We start from the raw sequence: 17,492 nt of genomic DNA, 5'->3' as shown, positions 1-17,492 counted from the left end.
CCCTTCGCTATTGTATAGTATTTTTATACTAATTAAGATTTTACACCAACAATTAAATAAAATTTCAGTAAATATGACAATTTAGTGGGTAATTTTGAGTAATACTAAGAAAACTCAATAAGTTAAATATAGCTTTGTATGTCTACTGAATTAACTGCTGAAACTTTAATCCCACTTTCTGTCCACGAACGGAAAGCACTAATTTTACATCATGCTTCATTAATTGATGTGACTCACATCGCAGATGAAGATTTACACATAGCATATAAATATGGAAAAATTATTTCCTCAATAGCACCAGCTTACTTTCAATACCAAATTGCACAAGACAAGCAGAATGGATCTGTTTTAGAATTAGATAGACAATCTCAACTCATTGGTAGTAAAACTGAAAAATTTGCAGATGATTTTATTGAGTGGTTAAAACTCGACTTTGAAAAGAAAAGTGCAATACTTGATCATCATCCTCACCCATCCAATCTTTTTGAACTCTGCGGAGCTAAATTGCTAGTTACCAGCAACTCAGTGACAAGAAGTCTGAGTACAACAATGGGAAGTCTCTGGGAAAAGATATCTAATATTAGTCCTTATATTATTAACCCGGAATTTGAATTTGGAATTAAAATTACTGGAATTGATATTCTAGTTTTTTCGGAAGAAACAGTTAAGTTTGCGCAACTAAAAACTCTAAAAGGAACATTGACTGGTTCTCAAGTACCAAGAGCAAAAAAAGAATTGAGTATCCATCAAAGCCCTTTGTTTATAGCAGCTTTTGATTTAGGTAAATGGACTTTTTCAAACAGAAGTAACATTCCTCGTATTGCTGGTAAACAATTTTGGAATATGATTTGTATGGATTATGATCTAGTTGAAAATCATATCCGAGATATGTTACAGAAAATTGATCAAGCATTTGCTGAATTAGCCACAAAATAAATAGTGAAAATTCTATAGAGAAAAAAGTGAAAGTTGTTCGGATATCTCTTTACCTTTTTCTTTCTTTCCTTGAATTAAGTTGAGAAGATAACTACCAAGTTCTTTAGCAAGTAATACAGGAACTGCATTACCAATTTGTTTATATTTAGAACTAACAGAACCATAAAACATCCAATCATCAGGAAAAGTTTGAATTTTCGCAGATTCACGTACAGTTAAAGAACGCAATTCTACAGGATGACACATATCTGTAGCTTTTTGATGTGGACTTGTTGTTATTGTTGGAGAAGGTTTATTCCAAGATAATCTTCTATAAAAACCTACTTTTCCACCTCCCGAATTATAAGCACCTCCCATAGCTTCTTTTTTTAATTCTTCCGGTAAGTGTTTCCAGTTTTGTCCAGCTTCCAATAATCTTAAATATTTTAAGCGACTTTCTGGATAAGCCATAAATTCTCGTTCTGTATCAACTAAATCTGTTATAGCATCTCCTAAAGTCCGCCATTTAGGTAAATTTTTTCCATCTTTACAATATTTGGGAATAGGAAATGTAGCAGATTCACCATCTCTAGAACCAATAAATACTACACGCTCTCTATTTTGTGGAACACCATAATCTGCTGCTTCTAAAAGATTATAAACGACGTTGTAGCCTATTTCCTTCATTTCTGATAATACTACTTTCAAAGCAGCACCAGCTATTTCATCAGCTTCTAAAGGTGGGTAATCTTTTCCCCTTTGATTAATTGGTCTGTGACGAAGAGGAGCAGAAAGTAAACCTTTGACATTTTCCATTAAGAAAAAACGGGGTTGGACTTCTTTAACAATGCGAATAAAGTCCATGAATAAACTACCGCGAGGGTCCATAACTGAACCTCTTTTTCCTGCGGTACTAAATGGCTGACAAGGTGGACCACCTGTTACTAAATCTACTTCTCCTGGTTGTAAAGCACGTCCTAAATTCAAAACTATTCCCCCTTCTTCAAGTAATTCTTGAGAACTGACATTTTGTATTTCTCTGGGAATAGCACTTTCTTGCAGAAATGGACGATTAAGAGCAATTGTTTTTGTAGCATCACGGTCTTTTTCTACTACACTTACTGTATGAAATCCTGCTTGTTCCATACCCAAGTCTAGACCAAAAGCACCTGTAAATAAGGAAATTGAAATAGCTTTACCATCTATCATGCTTGTTCCCAACAATTATTAAAATCAATAGTTATATAATGAGATGTATAAAGAAGTTGCCCATATATGACTAATTTAGATCGAGTGTATCACTATTTAGAGATAGATAGATTTAATAATTGTAAACATTACCAAAGACATAATTCAAAAAATTGATTATCTGTTATTTGAATTGATGGAGGTAGATACAACATTATATTATCCATATAATAATCTATGCTTTGACTGATTTTTCAGCAGCATTAATTAGTATTTCATCCATCCAGGCATTGATACTTTTTCCAGCTTTTTTAGCTGCTATAAAAATTTTTCTGTGATGTTCTGGAGTAGTTCTAAATGGCAATTTTCCAGAAAAAGGTTTCTCAGGTTCTTCTCCTAATTCTTCACAAAAAGCTAGATAACCATCAATAGAAGTTTCAAATTCTTGACGTGCTTCTTCGACAGTTTTAGCTTTAAAAGTAATAACATCATTAATATCAATAACTCTTCCAAAAAGTATTCCTGCTTCTACATCTACTTCAATTGATGCTGTATATCCTTTGTAAGTCAACATAATTTTAATAATCCTCACTTAGTTTTTTTGTGATTGATTTTACAACAGACTATTTATGGTTCAATTCCTGCTTTTATCAAAAATTCTCTCACTGATTTCACTGCTCCTTTATCGGTTTCTTTTTCTGGATGTGGTTCATGGAAATAACCTCTAACATCATTTAATTTAACTCTTACTCGTGAACCGCTACCTTGACTAATATCAGCACCTAAAGCTGTAAATAAATTTTCTATATCTTGCCAAATAATATTTGCTGGTACAGGATTTGTAAAAATTAATTCTAAAATCTTTTGCTGTTTATTATTAAGATTCATCCTTTTTTACTTTTAACAGAAGCTAATATATAAGATATCACATTATGATATCATGTCAACAAATAATCTACAGTTACTCGTCTAAAAAGCGATCGCACCCTCCAAACCTCCAAACGTGATCTCATCCCCACATCCCCAAACGCGATTCCTACGGAGCGCTTCGCTATCGCACTACCTCCACATCTCCAAAAGCGATACCTTCGGTCAGCGCTTCGCTATCGCTCTCCCAACATCCCAAAACAGCGATTCCTGCGGAGCGCTTACGCTATCGCTCTCCCAACCTCACCAAAACAGCGAACTGACAAGTCAGCGCTTGCGCTATCGCATCCCAACATCCCCAAAACAGCGAACTGACAAGTCAGCGCTTCGCTATCGCACTACCTCCACATCTCTAAAACAGCGAACTGACAAAAGCCCTTTGGGCATCCAAGAAACAGCGCTTCGCTATCGCACTCCCCCAAACCCCTAAACAGTGATCGCACCCTCCAAACCCCAAAAAGCGATTCCTACGGAGCGCTTGCGCTATCGCACTCCCAACATCCTCAAAACAGCGATACCTCAAGTAATTATACAGTAACTCTTTCCTGTGTTAGTGGAGGATTTGATTCAGTAAATTTTTCTTTATTCATCTCCTCTCTTGTAGCACTTTCACTATTACAAAATTGCTCAAATAATTCAAAAAAGTTATTTAGTGCATCTCTTTCATCCGCAGAATAAAAAAGAATAATACTATCCCATCCATGTGAAGAACTAATTTTAAATCTTGTCTGTACCCATTCTTGAAATTGATTAAATTCTAGCTCTTGTTGAGTTGGTGGTAAACCTAAATCTGACCTAGAACCCATATATCCATCTAAAAAAGCTCTTAGTCGAGTAATTGAACATTGACCTAGAAACATTCCTGGTCTTTGTTTAATTCTTTGGAGCATTTCATAGAAATATTCATCGGGAATTAGAGTAATACTATGATGATTGTTTTCCATAATCTTTAACACCTAAAAAGTTTCTTCTGTGATTTGGAACTGCTGCCCGTTATACAGTTTATTATAAAACAGTAAGTTGGCTAACCATTGATTTCTAGTAATTCCATCAGGATGATGATTATCAAATATCATTTCTACTCCATCTATTATAATCATAATGCCTTGATGACGACCATTAATAGAGACTGCATCCCCAGAAACACTTTCATCATAGATATAACTATCGCGTCCTATTCCTGAACCTGTATAAAGTTTTAGCCGCTTTCCCGAAATTCTCTGTGATATCAAGTAATCTTGGATAGCTTGAGCGCATTCAACACATTCCAGATTCTTATATTTGGCAATAATTTCTTTAAGTTTGTAGATTTGCTCAATACTAATTGGAATCAAGTTTTCTCCTAAAGAGTCAAAGATAAGTGGTTATTTTATCACTAACGCGATTCATAAGGAGAGTTTCGCTACACCCACAAAAAGCGATCGCTCATCCCACACATCCCCAAACGCAAACACCCCCAAAAAGCGATCGCATCCCAACATCTCCCAAACAGCGATCGCACCCCCACATCCCCAAACGCGATCGCACCTCCACATCCCCAAACACGATTCCTACGGAGCGCTTGCGCTATCGCTCTCCCACATCTCCACATGAACTGACAAGTCAGCATTTTCAGCACAAGAATGGCTAAAGAGTGCAAAATAAGATAATATTGTAATTACTTTAGATATGCCAATCTAATATGAGTAACAATTTATTAATTGAAAAAATTACAGAACAAATGCAGGAAGAAGCAGAAATGCAAATCCGTGCAAAGAAAAAAGTTGTTGACTATAACACAATTGAATACCCTATTGAAGTTATAGTTCAAAAATATCTCACTGGGCTTGATGATGATTCTAATGAATTATTTATTCCAGATTACCAAAGAGCGATGATTTGGGATGATAAAAGACAATCTAAATTTATTGAATCTATTTTGTTAGGTTTACCTATTCCCTATATTTATGTTGCAGATACTTCAGGGGAAGAAACAGACGAAAATCCTTTGTCTCCAAAGGATCTAGCTCGTTTAGAACTTATAGATGGAACACAACGAATTCGTACTTTAGCAAATTTTCTTAATAATGAATTAGAACTACAAAATTTAGAGAAGTTAAATAAGCTGGAAGGGTTTCGATTTTCCAATCTACCTATTGCACGTCAAAGGCGTTTTCAGCGAACAACCATAAGAATGATTCAACTAACAGAAGATGCTGATGAAGAAACTCGTAGAGATTTGTTTGAAAGAATTAATACAGGTAGCGTTGAATTAAACCCAATGGAAAAACGCCGGGGTATTAGAAGAGGTGCTTTTCTTGATTTAATAGATGAACTAGCAAAGTATAAAAAATTCATCCATCTTTGTGATTTTACAAAACCGTCAATTAAGAGAGTAGAACCCCAAGAATTTGTTTTACGATTTTTCGCATTCCTCAATAATTATCAAGATTTCAATAAAAATATTAATGAATTTCTCGATGATTATTTAGATGATATGAATAAAGCTGATTCAAATACTTTACAAAGCATGAAAAATGAATTTTATACAATGATTGATTTTGTTGAAACACACTTTCCAACAGGTTTTAGACAAGGGAATAAAAAAGATAGAACTACAACTCGAATTAAATTTGAATCTCTTGCTGCTGGTGTAACTTTAGCTTTAAGACAGCAAAAAAACCTCGAAGCTGTATCAGTAGATTTCCTAAATTCAAAAGAATTTAGAGAATACACTAGCAGCGATGCTAGTAGTTCTAGAAATAAAGTTATTCGTCGTATTGAATATGTCCGTGATCAGATTTTAGGTTAAGTATAGTGAACAGAGTATTAAATTTAGAGGATTTTGATGAACGTGCTAACGATGTTAGTAATTATCTTTGTTTTCTGAGAGATTTAGAACAGGAGAAAATTCTATTAAGTCACGATGGTGTTATTTCTAAAATAGATACTGAATTAGATAAAAGTTTAAAAGCTACCGGATTTTTATTGCTTTACAATCTTGTAGAATCTACTATGAGAAATGCTATTCAGAGTATTTTTGACGAAATGAGTGAGAAAGGAGTTGCTTTCATTCAACTGAAGAAAGAAATTAAAAAGATAATTTTGCAAAATGTCAAAAAGAATGTGCAAGAATCTGGTGTTAATGATGTTGTAGAAAAAATAGAAACCATTTTCAATGATATTATTCAATCAGGATTTAATCAAGATAAGTTGTTTTCTGGTAATGTGGATGCAAAAGAAATCAAGAGAATAGCAAAACAATATGGATTTTCTGCTACAACTGATCTTGATACAAGAGATGGATCTGATCTACTTTCAATTAGAGAGCATAGAAATGATTTAGCTCATGGTGTTATGTCTTTTAAAGATGTTGGTAGAAATACATCTGCGGAAAATCTTGTTAAAATAAGTGAAAGAGTTATCAAATATCTTAGACAAATTTTAGAAAATATTGATGAATATTTAGTTAACAAAGAATATTTAGATTCTGAATAATTGTAACGACTATCTTCATATTCAAGCGATCGCACCCTCCAAACCCCCAAATAGCGAACTGACAAGTCAGCGCTTTCCTGCGGAACACTACGTGAACGCTATCGCACTTCCTAACATCTCACTACAGCGATACCTTTGGTCAGCTTCGCTATCGCATCCCAAGACACCGAACTGAGAAGTCAGCAATTGCGCTATCGCTTATGTATAGTGTATAGTTAAAGTAAGAACATCAGCCAAATTTGCTCATAGTAAAAAATATGCTACAAGCAATTGAAGGAATTTACAAAGATGGTAAGGTAGAACTTAAAGAATTACCATCTGATATTTCAGAAAGTCTTGTTATTGTCACTTTTTTTAAATCGAAGAAAAATCACATAAAAGATCAAATAATGCAGTTTGGTATGTTTTCTGGAAATCAGCAGTCAACGGAAGCAGATTTTGAAATTGCTGAATTTCATGGGGGTAATGAGGAGGGTTTAGACTGGTGATAATAAATTATGAAATATGTCCTAGATACTCATGCTTTAATCTGGTTTCTTGAAGGTAATTTAAAGTTAGGTGTAAATGCTAAAAATATCCTTTGTGATCCTAATTCACAATTAGTTATTCCTGCGATTACTTTAGCTGAAGCTGTTTGGATTGTAGAAAGAGGTAGAACGTCTATTCCTGCTCCTAAAGATGTAATTTTAGCAGTAGAAGCTGATCCTCGTGTAGTAATTTATCCCCTTGATCAAGATGTTATTGAAATGACTATGAGTTTATCTGGTATTAATGAAATGCACGATAGACAAATTGCGGCAACTGCGTTAGTTTTAGCAAGTAAAGGTGAAATTGTACGGTTATTGACGTGCGATCAAAATATAACTGCTTCGGCTTTGGTTGCTATTGTTTGGTAGTTTGTAAATGAAGTCTATGTTAGCGATCGCACTCCCAACTTATTCCTAAACAGCGATCGCTCTCCCTACATCCCAAACGCGAACTGACAAGTCAGCGCTTGCGCTATCGCACTCCCACATCCCAAAAAATGATCGCTCTCACACATCCCAACAGCGAACTGACAAGTCAGTGCTTGCGCTATCACTCTCCCTACATCCCTAAACGCGATCGCATTACAATGAAATGTTGTGCTTCATAGTTACATCCAAACATTATTCACTAATGTAGTGTAGCCACGTTTTTCTATAAATTGCAAAAACTCCCTTTTATCAGTAGTTGGAAATTCCAATTGTATTTCGTCAGCTAATTTTTGCAAAACCGTATCACCTAAAGAATTAGAGAATTTACCACGCAATGCCTTTTCATACCAATTTAATAAATCTACTTCAGTAACAATACTTTGTATTTTAGATTTCCATCCCATTTGATTAAGCAAAGAAACAATTATTTTCTGTTCAGCGGCTTTGCAAACTATAACAATGCGGTCGGCAGATACGGAAGAAACAATATTTTCTGCACGTTCTTCAGTCAGAGAAAGATGCTTTATTTGTATAGCAAGCCCAAAATTAGCCCACATATCCAAACCTCTATCTGCGGCATTGGTTACACCCACACGATTAATTCTTGCTTTCAGTTTAACTGTAGTTTGTTCAGGAGTTAATTGAATAACGCTTTTAGCAAAATCTTCAAATTCTCTAAGAATATCTATTTTCTCAAAATTCATGCTAATTTCAATAGACACTTCAAGTGCTTCAACTAAAGCAGAGAATAAGGCATAAACTATTATTTCATAAATTTTATCAATACTACGACGTAATCCTGGTTCACGCCAAAATAAGGCTAAGAATTCATTTAATTCAAAATCTGATTTATTATGTGTAATGCAATAATCTAGACCTGTAGACATTTGGCTAAAGCGTTGTAGGAATTTACGATAAATATAGGCTTCAACACCACCATTTGTATTTCTATTCTCCTTTCCTAAAACTTCTAAAGTAGTGGGAGGGATTGCATTTTCATTGAATATATCATCCTGATAACGCGCAGAGGATGTGCTAGTTCTTCCTAAAAACTGAATACAAATGATATCACGCCATTTTTTTGATTGATTGCGGTAAGTAGTAATATCTAAAAGCTTAATATCTTGTTCCACTCTATCACGGTAGAGTATTTCAGCAATTTGTATCGGCTTATAAAGATGAACTCTTGCTTTATCAATCACTTTATCTAATGCTTTTTTAGCTTCTTCTAAATTCATTTTTTTACTTGAATAATGATATTTGGATAGGATATTGTGTAGCTATTTTTTGAGCTTCTAAAGCCTTGAGCATTTCTCTAGCTATTGCTTTAATAACAGGAACAGAGACGGAATTACCTGCTAATTTACGCACTACAGAATAAGGTGACACAATTTTAAATTCATCGGGAAAACCTTGTAATCGCAGCATTTCTCTATCGGTTAAACGTCTAACACCGTTAACCACAAGATAATTATAACTACCTCCTGCTCTTAAAGCACATGAATAGGGTAATGCAGAAATATTACCGCCAATATTTTCATGCCAAATAGAAGGAAAAGGAGGATTATTTTTTACTGCATTTAACCGTTTATTCTTTATTTTTTCTGATAAAAAATAACTTCGAGGTACATTGTCGTCATTTTCCAAAATTGTACTAAGTGGTTGGTAATAACCTAATGGTTTTGGAAAATTGAAATCAATAAACTCTGAAAAACCAACTATATAAATTCTCTCTCTTTTTTGAGGCAAGCCAAAATCTAAAGAATTAAGAACTTTATAATAAACGGTATAACCTAGTGCTTTCAATTTATCTAAAATTATTGAAAAAGTTTTACCGTTATCGTGAGTGGTCAGTCGTTTTACATTTTCCAATAAAAAAGCCCGTGGTTTTTTAACTTCCAGGATTTTTTCGATATTAAAAAATAAAGTCCCTCTCGTATCAGTAAAACCTAGACCTTTTCCTGCAATACTAAAGGGCTGACAAGGAAACCCCGCCAATAAAATATCATGGTTTGGAATATCAGAAGGCGATATTAAATTAATATCACCATGAGGTTTCTCTCCAAAATTTGCTTCATACATTATTTGAGCATCTTTATCCCATTCGGAAGTAAATACATTTTCACAACGATAGGCTTCAAAACCGAGTCTAATTCCACCTATGCCAGCAAATAAATCAATTGTTTTATACATTTCATCTTTAGCTAACTATGGTTATGGTATTTATTTTAACATAATTACTATAGAGTCATTGAGATGTATATGTGCTACGGTCAACGGACTAATTAAAAGGCAAGCACTAAGCAAAGGTATCGCTTGCTCGATCGCCCAACTCAAAACCAAAATATCACAATATGGATCGCCTTTTTTATTATTCCCTATGTTTAATTGCGATTTCTACGGAGTGCTTCTCTACAAGACGCTACCGCACTACTCCAATTTTAAGCTATCGCACCCCTACATCCCAAAAACGAACTGACAAGTCAGCGCTTGCGCTATCGCTCTCCCTACATCCCAAAAACGATCGCTCTCCCACATCCCAAAAACGAACTGACAAGTCAGCGCTTGCGCTATCGCACCCAACATCCACAAAACGAACTGACAAGTCAGCGCTTCGCTATCGCACTCCCACATTCCCAAAAAACGAACTGACAAGTCAGCGCTTGCGCTATCGCTCTCCAACATCCCAAAAACGATCGCACACAACCCCTAATTTTAAACGATCGCTCTCCTAACACCCCAAACAGCGAACTGACAAGTCAGCGCTTGCGCTATCGCACCTCAACATCCCAAAAAACGATCGCACACGGAAATACAGATTTAATTGTTACTTTTTATTAAAGATAACTTCCGTTTGTTTTCCATACATTCACGCAAATAAAGATTAATTAAATTCAAATAAGAAATACCTGTTTCTTGAGCTATTTCTTCAAAGTATTGAATAACATCCTTTTCTAAATCAACTGTAACTTGTTCTTTTAACTGTTTAGAATAGGGATTTTTAACGGATTTAGAAAAATCATAATTTTCTCTCATAGGAACTCCTGATATTGTTTTTGTTCTAGTTTATTTGCTTTTCTGGCTGAAATAATCCTAACTATTGAATCATTTTCTCGATAACAATGACAAACAACTAAAAGGCGATAATAAACACTAATTCCTAATAAAATAAATCTATCTTCTTCTTGAGAATGATCGGGATCATAAATTAAACGAGCATTATCATCAATAAAGGCAGATTTTGCTTCTTCAAAAGAAATTCCATGTTTTTGAATATTACTCTCAGCTTTTTGTGCATCCCAAGTAAATTCTAAGTTATTCATTATTATACTAAATTTTTAATTTCTATTCCTAAAATTTACATTATGATTATGCCACAAGTTACGGATTATTAAGGCGATCGCTCTCCCAACATCCCAAAAGCGAACTGACAAGTCAGCGCTTGCGCTATCGCACCCCAACATCCAAAAAACGAACTGACAAGTCAGCGCTTGCGCTATCGCACTCCCACATCCCAAACAACGAACTGACAAGTCAGCGCTTGCGCTATCGCTCTCCTACATCCCAAAAAATGATCGCTCTTCAACATCGCAAAAAACGATCGCACCCCAACATCCCCAAAACAGCGAACTGACAAAAGCCCTTTGAGCATCCAAGAAACAGCGCTTGCGCTATCGCTCATAAATTGTGGATCTGATTTTATAATAACCAATTTTCTAATTTAAGCCTTTCAATTCTTAATAAATCAGAATCATTAGAAACAAGAATTAAATCGTGGATAATTGCTGTAGCTGCTATTAAAACATCAGCATCTTGGATAGGAGTACCTTTGGCTTTTAATTTGGCATGAATTTCACAAGATTTTTCAATAATTTCTAAATTATCTAAAAATAATACAGGATAATCATTACAAAATCCATGAAAAGCTACTAATTGTTTAGTAGCATTAAGAGATATCAAACCTCGTTTAATTTCATAGTAAGTTATACAACTGATAAATATTTCTGAACCGAGAAAACTTAACTCTTTTAATTTATTATTTATAGTTATATTTTTCTTTAACGCATAGCTAACGATATTTGAGTCTAGCAAGTAATTCATGGTTTTATTTTCTGGCTACTGCTGCATCAAAAATCGCCATTTCTTCTGGTGTTAAATCGTTTAATGTCCCAGCAACAGCCTCTAATGTTAATATTTTACTAATTCTTCTGGTTAAATCATGCTCTTTAATTGCTCTCATTTCTTCTGGGGAAAATCTACTGAATAATTTTATTAACATTTCAGTCATTTCATGTTGATCTAATTTCACCATGTAAAAGCTACTACCTCGAACTAGTTTATCTACAACATCAGAAATGCGTTCTGTTAGTTCTTTTTCATAATCTGTTAATTGTTCTTGCATGGTATTTACTCTCTCTTTAGGTTGGAAAAATTTAAGTCTTATTTATATTATATCGTTTAATAAACTAATTTTTTAATATTCATTCCCAAACAGCGAACCGAAAAGTCAGCGCTTGCGCTATCGCTCTCCTAACACCCCAAAAGCGAACTGACAAAAGCCCAGATGTTCTCCGACGTAGAGCCAGTGACCAAACGGAAGTATCAACAATAATGCTCATGCTTGATGACGTTGCTGCTTATAGTTATAGCTTTCGTCATACTCAATAGTCCCAAAGAGGTCTAATACTTTGAGCCGCTTACGACGTTGAATATATTCGCGCAGTGCTGTTTCTACTAAAGAATCAATGTTCACCTGATTGTCAAGTGCCAATGCCTCTTTTAGTAAGGCTTCGTTGATGTTGAGCGATGTAGTCACAATCAATTATGATCCTAAAAATGACTAAATAAATGGTAGCGCACTCTAGGTTATTGATTTCATTCATACTGCGATCGCACCCAACATCCCAACAGCAATCGCTCTCCAACATCCCAATAGCGATCGCAAAAGATTAATAAACATTGCAAGCTCTAGTTAACAACTATCTGGATTACAGATCGGACTTACTAACAGATTTTTTATCGAGAGCAATTTCAAATAAAAACTCAGGGGCAAAGTCTGCTCCGTTTGGCCATTCTATAGTCCGACTAGTCAAAAATACTTTTTGAAATAACCTTTTATCTTTCAAGGGTTCAAAGATTTCTCCATACAATTCTTGTTCTAAATCTACAGTTCCTTCTATTCCATTATTAAACATTAGCTTTAATTGATAGTTATCTAGATATTTCACAGAGACAACATGAAGCCATATATCCTTTTTATGGAAGGGGATCGATTCTGTTAAGAGGTTTTCTTTGACATGCATTTTCCCAGTTCTCCAATAGTTCAGATTGGTGCAGATCAAGCCACTCCCATATTAAGTTTAGTCCTCTTTTGGGCATTTGACCACAAACTTCACCTGTTTGAATCATTATAATCGCTTCACAATCTTGATACTCAACGTGGATGTGAGGCGGATTGTGATCGTTGTAGTTCATTGTGATTTTTATTCCATAGAAACTTGATAGGGTGGGCATAAGGCAGTTTTAAAGTTTAATGAACAAGATGACGATGATTGCTGTTTGGGAGAGCGATCGCCCACAACCACTCCAATTTTAAACGATCGCCCTCCCACATCCCAAAAACGAACTGACAAAAGCCCAGAGGGCATCCAAGAAACAGCGCTTGCGCTATCGCATTCCAACACCCCTAAACAGCAATGGTTGTCAAATCCTCTTGAAATCATTATGCTTCAGATAGAAATGAATGATTAACGGAAAACTCAAATGACAATCAATACATCTATAGAAGAACGACTTTCAGCAGTGGAGATTGCACTTACACAGTTACAAAGGCAAATTGTAGCTCCTCAACCAATGAATTGGCTAGAACAAATTACAGGTTCTTTTAAGAATGACTCAGCTTTTGAAGAAGTGCTTGCTTATGGGAGAATAATTCGTCAAGGTGATGAATCCATCCTGGAAACGCCAGAAGAATTATGAAATATTTATTAGATACAGATCATCTGAGCATTCTTCAACGACAAACAGGAAACGATTACAGCAATCTTTCAACGCGGATGAATCGCTATCCATTGTCAGATTTTGCTGTATCAACAGTAACATTTCATGAGCAGATGCTGGGTTGTCATGCTTATATTAATCGTGCGCGTAATGCCAATGATGTAGTCAAAGGGTATGAAATGATGACGCGACTCCTTAACGATTTCAAGGTATTACCTTTAGTCTCATTTGATACGGGAGCAGCCCAGGCATTTAATCAATTACAATCACAACGTATTCAACTGGCCAAGATGGATGCGCGAATTGCTTCAATTGCCCTCTTTCGTGGATTGGTTTTATTAACTCGCAATCATCAAGATTTTGGTAAGGCGACCGGATTATTACTCGAAGATTGGACAGTTTAAAAAGCGATCGCTCTCCAACATCCCAAAACGAACTGACAAAAGCCCAGAGGGCATTCAAGAAACAGCGCTTGCGCTATCGCACTCCCAACATCCCAACAGCGATAGCGATCGCCCATTCTCCTAGCTAATAAAATCACCCGATGATCTTCACCATTAGGATGAAGGAATAATAAGCCGGAGATTGGGAATATCGAGAAAGTCTTTGATGTTGTGAGTAACTAGCGGTAAGTCATAGCGTAAAGCTGTTGCAGCAATCCAAGCATCTTGTGGAGATATTGGTCGTCCTGCGTTTTGTTGTTTGGCACGAATATACGCCCATTCTCGACAAAGTGATTGATCTACTGGAATAATTAAGTAGTTAGATAGATATTGTTCTAGTTGTGTGAAACGGCGACTGCCCCACTGGCGCAAAATTGCCCATTGAAACAGTTCAGCTACGGTCATGAATGACATTGCTAATTGTTGGACAGTTACATAAGGTAAGTAAGGGTCAGCATAATCACTACCTTTGAAGATGAAAGAAGCGATATCAGTATCAATGAGGTAAAAACTCATGGCGTTTGGTTAGATCACTTCTTGGCGTTGTTGTCGTAGGAAAATGAGAAAATCTTCGATGGAGTCTTCTTCAGGCCAAAAGTCAGCAGCAAGATGTTTGAGGTTATGTACGGTGGTAGGGGTCTGTGTGGCGAGTAGTTCCTTGAGTGTGGTATCTTGCCACTGATGACTGAGATTTTTAAGATCGGCTTGAGAGTTTGAGGATGAATTGCTTTGGGTAAAGATTTGCAACAGTTGTTGACGTTCTGTAGATGATAGCTGTTGGATAGCAGCGATCACCGCTTCGAGTTGTGGAGTCATAGTAAGGTTTTTTAGTTATCTCATTCTATTTTATTTAAACTTAGGGACGATCGCCCCCCCAACATCCCAATAGCGAACTGACAAAAGCCCAGAGGGCATCCAAGAAACAGCGCTTGCGCTATCGCCACCTCAATCGCTGAAGTAAGATCGGTGGATAAACGAGAATCTGTTGGGTTTCATAATTGTCTGCTCCAATGAATCTATTTAAGTATAGATGTTATGATGAGAAAAAAGAAGTAACTCAATATAGACTATGATTAGTGGAATTAAACAAAAAGCAACTGTTGGTAAAAATGGCAAGATTGAATTATCTACAACTGAGTTACCAGAGGGAACAATTGTAGAAGTAATTGTGTTAGTTGATCAAGAAACGGTAGAAGATGAAACAAATTATCTTTTAAAGTCAGAATCTAATAAAAAGCATTTACTAAAAGCCATGGAAAATGTAGCAAAAGGAAATTTAATTTATGTTGATTTAGATGAATATGAAAAAAGTAGCATTTGAACTAAAAGCTTTTGAAGAATTGGGAGAATGGGGAACAGAGGATAAAAAAGTCTTTAAAAAAATATTGTCACTCATTAAAGATATCCAAAGAGATCCATTTTCAGGAATAGGAAAACCAGAACCTTTAAAATATGAATTACAGGGTTACTGGTCAAGGAGGATTACGGATGAACATAGACTGGTTTATAAAGTTGAAGAAGATGTATTAATTATCATTTCCTGTAAATATCATTATGATTAATGTAAATGCGATCGCACCCCAACACCCCAAAAACGAACTGACAAAAGCCCAGAGGGCATCCAAGAAACAGCGCTTCGCTATCGCACTCCCAACATCCCACACAGCGATCTCTTTTTGTGATATTCTATAATTAGAGATGTACTTAATTAAACACCAGAATTATATTAATATTGTAAGGATGATAAAATTATGGAAGCAATTAGGTTACAAAAAACCATAGAGAAAAATGGTGAAATCTCTTTTCAAAATTTACCTGTGGTAGCAGGACAAGAGGTAGAAGTAATTGTTTTATTATCCGTTCTTGCTGCAAGGAAAAAGGTATTAACTGCTCGTGAATTACTTGATTCGAGCTTGATAGGTTTATGGGAAGAACGCGACGATATTACAGATAGTCTTGCTTACGCTCGTCAGTTGCGTGAACAGTCACAAAGGAGAGGTTATGATTCTCCTAGATAGTGATATTATGATTGACTTTCTTCGTAAATATTCACCTGCTATTAGTTGGTTAAGTTCTTTGGGAGACGAAGAAATTGCTTTACCTGGTTATGTAGCGATGGAATTGATGCAAGGATGTAAGAATAAGCTGGAATTGCAGGAAATTCGCAAATTTATTGCTAATGTTGAAGTAATTTGGCCAACACCTGAAACTTGTGATCAAACATTAGAAACATTTGCAGATTATAATCTCAGTCATAATCTTGGGTTAATTGATGCTTTGATCGGTCAGACATCAATCTCCTTGGGTTTACCATTACATACATTTAATGTTAAGCATTATGCTGTTCTTCCAGGTTTAATAACAATACAACCATATAAAAGATAATTAGGGGTTGCGGAAAAAGTCTTTTCATTAGGGCTAGGAGTCAGGAGTCAGGAGTCAGGAGGAAGAATTAGAAGAAGAGAAGAATATACTTGAATCTGGTCAAGTGATAGATTTTTGGTAGTTTCAACGCTTATTTCTTGCACCAGACTCACCTTTTCAACCTTCAAACTCTTGATATATCTAAGTTTTAGCTTTATTAAGCAAGCCCTAATTAGTGTATTTTTGCGATCGCATACAACCACCCCAATCTTAAACGAACTGACAAAAGCCCTCCGGGCATCCAAGAAACAGCACTTGCGCTATCGCTCTACCAACTTATTCGTAAATAGCGATTACTAGGTCGGGCTATCGCTTCTTCATTAAGACACTAAGCAAATAATTAGTTAATAAAATTGCACTTATTTGTTATAATATTATTTGTGGTTAATAAGAGAGAAATTATCTTGTGAAATCTACATTTAACTGGAATCCAGAACAGACTTTACTGGAAAAACTGATAAATCTGGCTAGTAAACGTGGTCAATCACCAGAATCAATTATTAGTGAAGCTGTCAGATCATACCTGGAAACCCAATTACAAGAAACGGTTAATGATGCTGTATCTGATCCGTTAATTGGCTTATTTGCAGCAACACCTGATTTAGCTATTAATTCCGAAGATATTCTCCAAAATGAAGTGACAGAAAAATCAGGTTGGACATGGAAAGAACCCCAGCAGTAGCTGATACTGGCTTTGTTGTAGCATTGTTGAATCGTTCGGATACAATGCACAATAGTGTAAGACCAGTATATACACAACAAAAACAAATTTTATTGCCACAAACAGTATTAGCAGAAGTGGCTTATTTAGTAGGACGTAATGCAGGTTCAGCAACATTAGTAGCTTTCTTAAAAGGACTATCTGCAAGTAGATTTATTTTAGTAGCTTTGATAGATCAAGATTTAGTCCGTGTTGCAGAAATTTTGGATGAATATGCAGATAGTCGGATTGATTTTGTAGATGCAAGTGTTATGGCTATAGCTGAACGTTTTGATATTAAAAAAATATTGACTTTAGATCAGCGAGATTTTAGATTATTTCGACCGCAGCATTGTGATTGTTTTGAGATTTTGCCTTGAAGAAAAGAATAGTTAATAGATAAATCTGATCGCACCCCAACATCCCAAAAGCGAACTGACAAAAGCCCAGAGGGCATCCCCC

Annotated in this window: 34 protein-coding genes; 15 read left to right on the top strand and 19 right to left on the bottom strand. The window is 35.6% G+C overall.

What is annotated here, in order from left to right; all coding sequences use genetic code 11:
- The first annotated feature begins 138 nt into the window (after positions 1 to 138).
- Entirely contained in the window at positions 139 to 936 is a 798-nt protein-coding gene (locus VB711_RS13235) for a hypothetical protein (protein WP_323286536.1), read from the top strand.
- A 12-nt stretch (positions 937 to 948) separates the two neighbouring features.
- Here VB711_RS13235 and VB711_RS13230 read toward each other — a convergent pair whose 3' ends face one another.
- From VB711_RS13230 to VB711_RS13205, 6 genes are all read right to left on the bottom strand, one after another.
- Positions 949 to 2,124 (bottom strand): DNA cytosine methyltransferase, encoded by a 1,176-nt coding sequence (locus VB711_RS13230; RefSeq protein ID WP_323286535.1) that lies wholly within the window; start codon positions 2,122 to 2,124, stop codon positions 949 to 951.
- A 214-nt stretch (positions 2,125 to 2,338) separates the two neighbouring features.
- The gene (locus tag VB711_RS13225) at positions 2,339 to 2,677 is read right to left on the bottom strand and encodes a type II toxin-antitoxin system HicB family antitoxin (protein ID WP_323286534.1); all 339 of its coding nucleotides are present in this window, start codon (positions 2,675 to 2,677) and stop codon (positions 2,339 to 2,341) included.
- Between the two features lie 53 nt (positions 2,678 to 2,730).
- Positions 2,731 to 2,991: a type II toxin-antitoxin system HicA family toxin gene (locus VB711_RS13220; protein WP_039203745.1), complete on the bottom strand. Its 261-nt coding sequence runs from the start codon at positions 2,989 to 2,991 to the stop codon at positions 2,731 to 2,733.
- 566 nt (positions 2,992 to 3,557) lie between these two features.
- Positions 3,558 to 3,974: a hypothetical protein gene (locus VB711_RS13215; RefSeq protein WP_323286533.1), complete on the bottom strand. Its 417-nt coding sequence runs from the start codon at positions 3,972 to 3,974 to the stop codon at positions 3,558 to 3,560.
- Positions 3,975 to 3,986: 12 nt separating this feature from the next.
- The gene (locus tag VB711_RS13210) at positions 3,987 to 4,364 is read right to left on the bottom strand and encodes a papain fold toxin domain-containing protein (protein WP_323286532.1); all 378 of its coding nucleotides are present in this window, start codon (positions 4,362 to 4,364) and stop codon (positions 3,987 to 3,989) included.
- Positions 4,365 to 4,432: 68 nt separating this feature from the next.
- The gene (locus VB711_RS13205; RefSeq protein ID WP_323286531.1) at positions 4,433 to 4,639 is read right to left on the bottom strand and encodes a hypothetical protein; all 207 of its coding nucleotides are present in this window, start codon (positions 4,637 to 4,639) and stop codon (positions 4,433 to 4,435) included.
- 72 nt (positions 4,640 to 4,711) lie between these two features.
- On the opposite strand from VB711_RS13205, the gene VB711_RS13200 reads away from it, so the two are divergent.
- The 4 genes from VB711_RS13200 (at position 4,712) to VB711_RS13185 (ending at position 7,403) form a co-directional block, all read left to right on the top strand.
- Positions 4,712 to 5,821 (top strand): DUF262 domain-containing protein, encoded by a 1,110-nt coding sequence (locus VB711_RS13200; RefSeq protein WP_323286530.1) that lies wholly within the window; start codon positions 4,712 to 4,714, stop codon positions 5,819 to 5,821.
- Between the two features lie 5 nt (positions 5,822 to 5,826).
- On the top strand, positions 5,827 to 6,507 hold the full coding sequence (locus VB711_RS13195; protein ID WP_323286529.1) for an MAE_28990/MAE_18760 family HEPN-like nuclease: 681 nt from the start codon (positions 5,827 to 5,829) through the stop codon (positions 6,505 to 6,507).
- Positions 6,508 to 6,764: 257 nt separating this feature from the next.
- Positions 6,765 to 6,995 carry a hypothetical protein gene (locus VB711_RS13190; RefSeq protein WP_323286528.1) on the top strand — a complete coding sequence of 77 codons (231 nt, stop codon included), beginning with the start codon at positions 6,765 to 6,767 and terminating at the stop codon, positions 6,993 to 6,995.
- 9 nt (positions 6,996 to 7,004) lie between these two features.
- Positions 7,005 to 7,403: a type II toxin-antitoxin system VapC family toxin gene (locus VB711_RS13185; protein ID WP_323286527.1), complete on the top strand. Its 399-nt coding sequence runs from the start codon at positions 7,005 to 7,007 to the stop codon at positions 7,401 to 7,403.
- Between the two features lie 239 nt (positions 7,404 to 7,642).
- Here the strand turns inward: VB711_RS13185 and VB711_RS13180 are convergent, their stop codons facing one another.
- The 11 genes from VB711_RS13180 to VB711_RS13130 all read right to left on the bottom strand — a co-directional run bounded on the left by VB711_RS13180 (position 7,643) and on the right by VB711_RS13130 (position 13,111).
- Positions 7,643 to 8,701, bottom strand: a complete 1,059-nt coding sequence (locus tag VB711_RS13180; RefSeq protein ID WP_323286526.1) for a HaeII family restriction endonuclease — start codon at positions 8,699 to 8,701, stop codon at positions 7,643 to 7,645.
- Positions 8,702 to 8,705: 4 nt separating this feature from the next.
- Positions 8,706 to 9,656 (bottom strand): DNA cytosine methyltransferase, encoded by a 951-nt coding sequence (locus tag VB711_RS13175; protein WP_323286525.1) that lies wholly within the window; start codon positions 9,654 to 9,656, stop codon positions 8,706 to 8,708.
- A 264-nt stretch (positions 9,657 to 9,920) separates the two neighbouring features.
- Positions 9,921 to 10,118 (bottom strand): hypothetical protein, encoded by a 198-nt coding sequence (locus VB711_RS13170; RefSeq protein WP_323286524.1) that lies wholly within the window; start codon positions 10,116 to 10,118, stop codon positions 9,921 to 9,923.
- 165 nt (positions 10,119 to 10,283) lie between these two features.
- On the bottom strand, positions 10,284 to 10,499 hold the full coding sequence (locus VB711_RS13165) for an antitoxin (RefSeq protein ID WP_323286523.1): 216 nt from the start codon (positions 10,497 to 10,499) through the stop codon (positions 10,284 to 10,286).
- Positions 10,496 to 10,786 carry a BrnT family toxin gene (locus VB711_RS13160; RefSeq protein WP_323286522.1) on the bottom strand — a complete coding sequence of 97 codons (291 nt, stop codon included), beginning with the start codon at positions 10,784 to 10,786 and terminating at the stop codon, positions 10,496 to 10,498. Before VB711_RS13160 ends, VB711_RS13165 begins: the two co-directional genes overlap by 4 nt.
- Before the next feature lie 376 nt (positions 10,787 to 11,162).
- On the bottom strand, positions 11,163 to 11,564 hold the full coding sequence (locus VB711_RS13155) for a type II toxin-antitoxin system VapC family toxin (RefSeq protein ID WP_323286521.1): 402 nt from the start codon (positions 11,562 to 11,564) through the stop codon (positions 11,163 to 11,165).
- Positions 11,565 to 11,568: 4 nt separating this feature from the next.
- A complete protein-coding gene (locus VB711_RS13150) occupies positions 11,569 to 11,865 on the bottom strand; it encodes a hypothetical protein (protein ID WP_323286520.1) in 297 nt (98 codons plus the stop codon).
- A 213-nt stretch (positions 11,866 to 12,078) separates the two neighbouring features.
- On the bottom strand, positions 12,079 to 12,279 hold the full coding sequence (locus VB711_RS13145; RefSeq protein WP_323286598.1) for a type II toxin-antitoxin system VapB family antitoxin: 201 nt from the start codon (positions 12,277 to 12,279) through the stop codon (positions 12,079 to 12,081).
- Positions 12,280 to 12,451: 172 nt separating this feature from the next.
- Positions 12,452 to 12,766: a DUF2442 domain-containing protein gene (locus VB711_RS13140; RefSeq protein WP_323286519.1), complete on the bottom strand. Its 315-nt coding sequence runs from the start codon at positions 12,764 to 12,766 to the stop codon at positions 12,452 to 12,454.
- The gene (locus VB711_RS13135; protein WP_323286518.1) at positions 12,720 to 12,938 is read right to left on the bottom strand and encodes a DUF4160 domain-containing protein; all 219 of its coding nucleotides are present in this window, start codon (positions 12,936 to 12,938) and stop codon (positions 12,720 to 12,722) included. Before VB711_RS13135 ends, VB711_RS13140 begins: the two co-directional genes overlap by 47 nt.
- An 8-nt stretch (positions 12,939 to 12,946) precedes the next feature.
- On the bottom strand, positions 12,947 to 13,111 hold the full coding sequence (locus tag VB711_RS13130) for a hypothetical protein (RefSeq protein WP_323286517.1): 165 nt from the start codon (positions 13,109 to 13,111) through the stop codon (positions 12,947 to 12,949).
- Between the two features lie 115 nt (positions 13,112 to 13,226).
- Here VB711_RS13130 and VB711_RS13125 point away from each other — a divergent pair, with 115 nt between their 5' ends.
- From VB711_RS13125 to VB711_RS13115, 3 genes are read left to right on the top strand one after another with little or no spacing between them, the layout of a single operon-like run.
- Positions 13,227 to 13,442: a hypothetical protein gene (locus tag VB711_RS13125; protein WP_323286516.1), complete on the top strand. Its 216-nt coding sequence runs from the start codon at positions 13,227 to 13,229 to the stop codon at positions 13,440 to 13,442.
- Positions 13,439 to 13,867 carry a type II toxin-antitoxin system VapC family toxin gene (locus VB711_RS13120; protein WP_323286515.1) on the top strand — a complete coding sequence of 143 codons (429 nt, stop codon included), beginning with the start codon at positions 13,439 to 13,441 and terminating at the stop codon, positions 13,865 to 13,867. The genes VB711_RS13125 and VB711_RS13120 overlap by 4 nt, the downstream gene beginning before the upstream one ends.
- Positions 13,855 to 13,995, top strand: coding sequence for a hypothetical protein (locus VB711_RS13115; RefSeq protein WP_323286514.1), 141 nt, complete (start codon positions 13,855 to 13,857; stop codon positions 13,993 to 13,995). The genes VB711_RS13120 and VB711_RS13115 overlap by 13 nt, the downstream gene beginning before the upstream one ends.
- 25 nt (positions 13,996 to 14,020) lie before the next feature.
- On the opposite strand, the gene VB711_RS13110 is transcribed toward VB711_RS13115, so the two are convergent.
- Positions 14,021 to 14,422: a type II toxin-antitoxin system VapC family toxin gene (locus VB711_RS13110; protein WP_323286513.1), complete on the bottom strand. Its 402-nt coding sequence runs from the start codon at positions 14,420 to 14,422 to the stop codon at positions 14,021 to 14,023.
- Between the two features lie 9 nt (positions 14,423 to 14,431).
- On the bottom strand, positions 14,432 to 14,722 hold the full coding sequence (locus tag VB711_RS13105) for a hypothetical protein (RefSeq protein WP_323286512.1): 291 nt from the start codon (positions 14,720 to 14,722) through the stop codon (positions 14,432 to 14,434).
- Positions 14,723 to 14,975: 253 nt separating this feature from the next.
- Here VB711_RS13105 and VB711_RS13100 point away from each other — a divergent pair, with 253 nt between their 5' ends.
- From VB711_RS13100 to VB711_RS13070, 7 genes are all read left to right on the top strand, one after another.
- Complete coding sequence (locus VB711_RS13100) at positions 14,976 to 15,227, top strand: hypothetical protein (protein WP_323286511.1); 252 nt, start codon at positions 14,976 to 14,978, stop codon at positions 15,225 to 15,227.
- Complete coding sequence (locus tag VB711_RS13095; protein ID WP_323286510.1) at positions 15,208 to 15,468, top strand: Txe/YoeB family addiction module toxin; 261 nt, start codon at positions 15,208 to 15,210, stop codon at positions 15,466 to 15,468. The genes VB711_RS13100 and VB711_RS13095 overlap by 20 nt, the downstream gene beginning before the upstream one ends.
- Positions 15,461 to 15,598 (top strand): hypothetical protein, encoded by a 138-nt coding sequence (locus tag VB711_RS13090; RefSeq protein WP_323286509.1) that lies wholly within the window; start codon positions 15,461 to 15,463, stop codon positions 15,596 to 15,598. Before VB711_RS13095 ends, VB711_RS13090 begins: the two co-directional genes overlap by 8 nt.
- A 59-nt stretch (positions 15,599 to 15,657) precedes the next feature.
- Positions 15,658 to 15,924, top strand: a complete 267-nt coding sequence (locus VB711_RS13085; RefSeq protein ID WP_323286508.1) for a hypothetical protein — start codon at positions 15,658 to 15,660, stop codon at positions 15,922 to 15,924.
- On the top strand, positions 15,908 to 16,291 hold the full coding sequence (locus VB711_RS13080; protein ID WP_323286507.1) for a type II toxin-antitoxin system VapC family toxin: 384 nt from the start codon (positions 15,908 to 15,910) through the stop codon (positions 16,289 to 16,291). Before VB711_RS13085 ends, VB711_RS13080 begins: the two co-directional genes overlap by 17 nt.
- A 445-nt stretch (positions 16,292 to 16,736) precedes the next feature.
- On the top strand, positions 16,737 to 17,012 hold the full coding sequence (locus VB711_RS13075) for a CopG family transcriptional regulator (RefSeq protein ID WP_323286505.1): 276 nt from the start codon (positions 16,737 to 16,739) through the stop codon (positions 17,010 to 17,012).
- A complete protein-coding gene (locus VB711_RS13070) occupies positions 16,991 to 17,410 on the top strand; it encodes a type II toxin-antitoxin system VapC family toxin (protein WP_323286504.1) in 420 nt (139 codons plus the stop codon). Before VB711_RS13075 ends, VB711_RS13070 begins: the two co-directional genes overlap by 22 nt.
- The last annotated feature ends 82 nt before the right edge of the window (positions 17,411 to 17,492 follow it).

It is taken from the genome of Cronbergia sp. UHCC 0137, from assembly GCF_034932285.1.
Classification (GTDB): Bacteria; Cyanobacteriota; Cyanobacteriia; order Cyanobacteriales; family Nostocaceae; genus Cronbergia.
The sequence above is the reverse complement of the archived record's forward strand: the minus strand, read 5'-3'. Positions and strand labels throughout refer to the sequence as shown.

Bases quoted from the DNA above. Each gene is read 5' to 3' on its own strand.
- VB711_RS13235 (WP_323286536.1), top strand. From the start codon at position 139: ATGTCTACTGAATTAACTGCTGAAACTTTAATCCCACTTTCTGTCCAC.
- VB711_RS13230 (WP_323286535.1), bottom strand. From the start codon at position 2,124: ATGATAGATGGTAAAGCTATTTCAATTTCCTTATTTACAGGTGCTTTT.
- VB711_RS13225 (WP_323286534.1), bottom strand. From the start codon at position 2,677: ATGTTGACTTACAAAGGATATACAGCATCAATTGAAGTAGATGTAGAA.
- VB711_RS13220 (WP_039203745.1), bottom strand. From the start codon at position 2,991: ATGAATCTTAATAATAAACAGCAAAAGATTTTAGAATTAATTTTTACA.
- VB711_RS13215 (WP_323286533.1), bottom strand. From the start codon at position 3,974: ATGGAAAACAATCATCATAGTATTACTCTAATTCCCGATGAATATTTC.
- VB711_RS13205 (WP_323286531.1), bottom strand. From the start codon at position 4,639: ATGCTGACTTGTCAGTTCATGTGGAGATGTGGGAGAGCGATAGCGCAA.
- VB711_RS13200 (WP_323286530.1), top strand. From the start codon at position 4,712: ATGAGTAACAATTTATTAATTGAAAAAATTACAGAACAAATGCAGGAA.
- VB711_RS13190 (WP_323286528.1), top strand. From the start codon at position 6,765: ATGCTACAAGCAATTGAAGGAATTTACAAAGATGGTAAGGTAGAACTT.
- VB711_RS13185 (WP_323286527.1), top strand. From the start codon at position 7,005: ATGAAATATGTCCTAGATACTCATGCTTTAATCTGGTTTCTTGAAGGT.
- VB711_RS13180 (WP_323286526.1), bottom strand. From the start codon at position 8,701: ATGAATTTAGAAGAAGCTAAAAAAGCATTAGATAAAGTGATTGATAAA.
- VB711_RS13175 (WP_323286525.1), bottom strand. From the start codon at position 9,656: ATGTATAAAACAATTGATTTATTTGCTGGCATAGGTGGAATTAGACTC.
- VB711_RS13165 (WP_323286523.1), bottom strand. From the start codon at position 10,499: ATGAGAGAAAATTATGATTTTTCTAAATCCGTTAAAAATCCCTATTCT.
- VB711_RS13160 (WP_323286522.1), bottom strand. From the start codon at position 10,786: ATGAATAACTTAGAATTTACTTGGGATGCACAAAAAGCTGAGAGTAAT.
- VB711_RS13155 (WP_323286521.1), bottom strand. From the start codon at position 11,564: ATGAATTACTTGCTAGACTCAAATATCGTTAGCTATGCGTTAAAGAAA.
- VB711_RS13150 (WP_323286520.1), bottom strand. From the start codon at position 11,865: ATGCAAGAACAATTAACAGATTATGAAAAAGAACTAACAGAACGCATT.
- VB711_RS13140 (WP_323286519.1), bottom strand. From the start codon at position 12,766: ATGCATGTCAAAGAAAACCTCTTAACAGAATCGATCCCCTTCCATAAA.
- VB711_RS13135 (WP_323286518.1), bottom strand. From the start codon at position 12,938: ATGAACTACAACGATCACAATCCGCCTCACATCCACGTTGAGTATCAA.
- VB711_RS13130 (WP_323286517.1), bottom strand. From the start codon at position 13,111: ATGCCCTCTGGGCTTTTGTCAGTTCGTTTTTGGGATGTGGGAGGGCGA.
- VB711_RS13125 (WP_323286516.1), top strand. From the start codon at position 13,227: ATGACAATCAATACATCTATAGAAGAACGACTTTCAGCAGTGGAGATT.
- VB711_RS13120 (WP_323286515.1), top strand. From the start codon at position 13,439: ATGAAATATTTATTAGATACAGATCATCTGAGCATTCTTCAACGACAA.
- VB711_RS13110 (WP_323286513.1), bottom strand. From the start codon at position 14,422: ATGAGTTTTTACCTCATTGATACTGATATCGCTTCTTTCATCTTCAAA.
- VB711_RS13105 (WP_323286512.1), bottom strand. From the start codon at position 14,722: ATGACTCCACAACTCGAAGCGGTGATCGCTGCTATCCAACAGCTATCA.
- VB711_RS13100 (WP_323286511.1), top strand. From the start codon at position 14,976: ATGATTAGTGGAATTAAACAAAAAGCAACTGTTGGTAAAAATGGCAAG.
- VB711_RS13095 (WP_323286510.1), top strand. From the start codon at position 15,208: ATGAAAAAAGTAGCATTTGAACTAAAAGCTTTTGAAGAATTGGGAGAA.
- VB711_RS13090 (WP_323286509.1), top strand. From the start codon at position 15,461: ATGATTAATGTAAATGCGATCGCACCCCAACACCCCAAAAACGAACTG.
- VB711_RS13085 (WP_323286508.1), top strand. From the start codon at position 15,658: ATGGAAGCAATTAGGTTACAAAAAACCATAGAGAAAAATGGTGAAATC.
- VB711_RS13080 (WP_323286507.1), top strand. From the start codon at position 15,908: ATGATTCTCCTAGATAGTGATATTATGATTGACTTTCTTCGTAAATAT.
- VB711_RS13070 (WP_323286504.1), top strand. From the start codon at position 16,991: ATGGAAAGAACCCCAGCAGTAGCTGATACTGGCTTTGTTGTAGCATTG.